The organism is Protofrankia symbiont of Coriaria myrtifolia (assembly GCF_900634755.1).
GTDB lineage: Bacteria > Actinomycetota > Actinomycetes > Frankiales > Frankiaceae > Protofrankia > Protofrankia coriariae.
Genome location: NZ_CAAAFS010000234.1, coordinates 1 through 3,167 on the forward strand (window position 1 = coordinate 1; position 3,167 = coordinate 3,167).

Annotated in this window: 3 protein-coding genes; all 3 read right to left on the reverse strand. The window is 67.0% G+C overall.

The annotated features are described in order from the left end of the window. Positions 1-105 precede the first annotated feature (105 nt). Genes CM1CMNOD_RS13165 through CM1CMNOD_RS13175 form a run of 3 tightly spaced genes read right to left on the reverse strand, consistent with a single transcriptional unit; the run spans position 106 to position 2,956 of the window. A complete protein-coding gene (locus CM1CMNOD_RS13165) occupies positions 106-534 on the reverse strand; it encodes a hypothetical protein (RefSeq protein WP_043603670.1) in 429 nt (142 codons plus the stop codon). Next, entirely contained in the window at positions 531-1,811 is a 1,281-nt protein-coding gene (locus CM1CMNOD_RS13170; RefSeq protein ID WP_013874103.1) for a cytochrome P450, read from the reverse strand. The genes CM1CMNOD_RS13165 and CM1CMNOD_RS13170 overlap by 4 nt, the downstream gene beginning before the upstream one ends. 32 nt (positions 1,812-1,843) lie before the next feature. Next, positions 1,844-2,956: a cytochrome P450 gene (locus CM1CMNOD_RS13175; RefSeq protein ID WP_347403396.1), complete on the reverse strand. Its 1,113-nt coding sequence runs from the start codon at positions 2,954-2,956 to the stop codon at positions 1,844-1,846. Positions 2,957-3,167: the final 211 nt, after the last annotated feature.

A 3,167-nucleotide genomic window follows, 5' to 3' on the forward strand; every position in this document is an offset into this window, starting at 1 on the left:
ATATACCGTGGCGGTCTCTTCGACGCTCTGGTCCTCGCCGAACGCATACCCGAAGTGAGTGATACCGAACTCCACGGCGGGGGCGACTACTGGCAGCGTCATGGGTTACCCCTCGGTGATGGTGCTGGGGAGCCGGGAGCCTAGTCCAGGAGTGATTCCGGCCGGGGTGTCGGTCAGCCGACCGTCATAGCGGACGGCCTTGAGCGAGGCGATGCGGTCGCCGGTGAAGCCGTACAGGAAGAAGTAGTCGACCCACAGTGTGGTGCCGGCGTTCAATGCCTGGACCGGGAACGTCGGGTGGTCGCGCACGCACCGATATTCCAGCACGGCCTCCACGAACAGCCAGGGCTCGTCCAGCACGAGAGTTTTGGGGTGGAAGTATTCCTCGACACCGTTGTGCATGGGGATGAAGAACAGGTCCAGGAAGTTCCGCCGGCCGACCAGCTTGCCATCGCCCGGGGTATGCACGAGCAGTTCCTCAGCCATGAACTGCGCGGCGAGTTCTTCCCAATCCTGACTGTTCAGCGTCTTCACGAACTCCAGAAATCGCTGTTTCGTCCACATGGCCACGCTCTCCTGCCATCGAGGGCCAGCGGCAGCGCCGACACGCCGCGGTGTGCCAGGCTGGTCAGGCAGCTGAGATTGTCATTGGCTAGCCGTAGTTCGGGCGTGCGCCGCAGCAGTTCGGTGATCTCGGCCTCGGCCTCCATTCTGGCCAGCGGGGCGCCGAGGCAGTAGTGCGGGCCCAGGCCGAAGCCGAGGTGTCGGCGGGCGGGCGTGGCGCCGGCGTATCGGGTGATGTCGAAGGTGTCCGCGTCGGGGAACACCGACTCGTCCCGGCCGGCGGACGCCATCAGCACGACGACGCCGTCGCCTCGGCGGAACCGGTGGCCGGATACCGTGATGTCGGCGAGCGCGACCCGGATGGTGAAATGCACCGGTGGGTCGTAGCGCAACATCTCGTCCACCGCGGACGCCGCGAGTTCCGGCCGGTCGCGTAGCAGCCGTTGCTGCTCGGGATGACGCAGCAGGGCCAGAACGCCGTTGCCGATCAGGTTGACCGTGGTCTCCACTCCCGCCACCCAGAGCAGGGACAGCACGCCCAGCAGTTCCCGTTCGGTGAGCACATCGCCGCGTTCCTCGACGGCGGCCAGCCCACTCACCAGGTCCTCGGCCGGCCTGGCGCGACGGAACGCGATCAGGTCACGGAAGTAGGCGGCGAACGCCTCCGACGCGGCGTGGCGGTTCTCGATGTCCTCGGCGGTGAGCGTGAAATCGGGATCGGTGCCGCGCGCGATGGCGCGGCCCCAGTCGCCGAAGGTGGCCGAGTCTTGTTGCGGGATGCCGATCAGTTCGCACATCACTGCCATGGACACCGGCCGGGCCAGCCCACCCACCACGTCGAGCTCGCCCTGTTCGGCACCCGCGTCGACCAGCTTTCGCACCAGTGCGTCGATGCTCTGCGCAAGCCGGGCGACCATGCGCGGAGTGAACGCCTTGCCGACCAGGGCCCGCAGCCGAGTGTGGTCCGGCGGGTCCATGGCGAGGAACGAGCCGGCCACGTCCTCGGCTTTCACGTTCGGCCGGAACGGGCTGATCCCGTCGCGGTAACCGTGGCCCCAGTCCGGGCTCTGCAAGATCGCGGAAGCGGCCTCGTACCGGGTGGCGATGTGCACCGGCACCGGACCGAGCTGGAACGGGCAGAACGCGCCCGCGGCACGGGCCCGCCGGTAGCTGGGATACGGGTTCTCCCGATACATCGGGTGAAAACCATCGAACTCGACGGGAGCTGGACCGGACACCGTGGTCACGCCGTACTCCTTTTCGTTCCCCGAATGCCGGCTCAGCCGCTGAATCGGACCCGAAGCTCGGACAGGCCGCGAATCAGCACATTCGGTTTGTACGGCGGGTTGTCATCGACCAGTTCCATCTTCTTCACCCTGGCCAGGATGCCTTCCAGCATGGTTGCCATTTCCAGGGCGGCCAGTGGCGCGCCCAGGCAGTAGTGGTGGCCCAGCGAGAACGCCAGGTGCCGGGATACCGGCGCGTGCCCGTCGAACCGGGTCAGGTCCAGCCGCTGGGGATCGTCGAACGCGCGGGGATCACGGTTGGCGCAGGCCAGCAGCGTGACCACGCCGTCACCCTCCTCGAAGACGTGATCGCCGAGTGTGGTGCGTCGTTTCGCGGATCGGGTGTTGAGATGCGCGGGCCCGTCGTAGCGCAACAGCTCGTCCACCGCCGGCCGGACCAGCTCCGGGCGCTTGCGGAGCAGTGCCAGCTGGTCGGGGTGGCGCAGCAGGGCCAGCAGGCCGTTGCCGACCAGGTTCACCGAGGTCTCATGGCCTGCGATGATCAGGAAGATGATCGTGCCCAGCATCTCTTCCTCGCTGAGTCGGTCACCCCGCTCCTCAACCTGTGCCAGCGCGCTGATCAGGTCCGTGCCGGGGCCGGTGCGCCGCTGCTCGATCAGCTCCCGCAGGTAGCCGAGGGACTTCGGCGTCGCCTCGGTGCGCGCGGCCTTCGCTGCCGGTGGCAGCAGGTGGTCCGGGTCCAAGCCCCGGGTCAGGACCTGCGACCACTCCTGGATCTGCTCGTGGTCCGAGCGAGGAATGCCGAGGATTTCACAGATCATGGTCAGCGGCATCGGGTAGGCCAGTCCCGTGATTGCATCGAACTCGCCGGCCGCCAGAGCGGCGTCCAGCAGCTCGTTCACCAGTTCGATCATCCTGGGACGCAGCGCGGCGATCCGGCCGGGCGTGAACGCCTTGCTCACCAGGCCGCGCAGCCGGGTGTGGTCCGGCGGCTCCATCCACATGAACACCGGCGGGAACGCTTCCTGCTCCTCTGGATGCAGCTGTTCGACCTCCTGGTCGTGACCCCAGTCCGAGCTGGTGAGCACCGTGACGCACTCGTCGTAGCGGGTAAGCAGGCTCAGCCCCAGCGGCGACCGATGCACGGGCCCGGCCTCCTGCAGTTCCCGGTAGAAGGGGAACGGGTCATGCCGATTGGCGGGGCTGAAGATCTCTAGGATCAGCCGGAGTTCATTCGGAATCAGGTCGGCGGACGATTCTGGCTGTACAGCCCGACTCATGGGAGATTTCCTTCGCATCCGGCGCTCCGCGTGCCGCGTGCTCCGCATTTCGGTCAGTCACAGCATAGGCACCTAA